Below are 634 nucleotides of genomic sequence, written 5' to 3'. Positions count from 1 at the left end.
CACATCAACCTTGTTCCCACTGTTGCGACGAAGAAGCTCATAAAAACCTATCCGAGAAGATGACTCACACCCATTCTCAGACGGTCCTGCATCAAAAATCTCTCCGCGTGATTCCTTCGCTTCCTTAACCTCTGGAACGTATTCTAAACCACCAGCAGGAAGCCTGAAGCGTCGCCTGTCTTCCTGTTCCGAACGACACGCAAAACGCAGATTCTCATCAGCAGAATAATCCCGAGCTATAAGCCCAAGGTGCTTGCAGTCAGCAGATATCAGCCAGCAGATATCATCAACAGACCACCCCAGATGGAACACATGCCCAAGCCATGAACGAGGATAATACCCCCCATCATATGACTGAGCTTTGATGACCCTTTGGGCCTCTAATTTCGTATATGAACGACCTACGGATTCCATCCGAGACCACCAGTCTTGGCGGTCTTGTGTTGAACCATCGCCATCAGTTGTGTTATAATACTGATGTGGGTCGGGTTGTGACGTTCCTGCGTCATGAGCCTTCTCCTAACCTATCGGGCTTCTTCGATGTAATCCGCCAAGATATCCATCGATTTAACCTCGACTCACATTCTACCATAAAAATCAGATTATCAAGAACCATCCCACACAGATGGCCTAC

At 48.1% G+C, this 634-nt stretch carries 1 protein-coding gene; it reads right to left on the bottom strand.

Translation table 11 applies throughout. The features are described from left to right. Window positions 1–414: hypothetical protein (locus KP705_RS16045; RefSeq protein WP_215764959.1), on the bottom strand; the 414-nt coding region annotated here is incomplete at its 3' end. Window positions 415–634: the final 220 nt, after the last annotated feature.

Origin of the sequence: Gluconobacter sp. P1D12_c (assembly GCF_018812105.1) — a bacterium.
Lineage (GTDB): Bacteria > Pseudomonadota > Alphaproteobacteria > Acetobacterales > Acetobacteraceae > Gluconobacter > Gluconobacter oxydans_A.
Note: the sequence above shows the minus strand (reverse complement) of the source record. Positions and strands in the feature narration are given on the sequence as shown.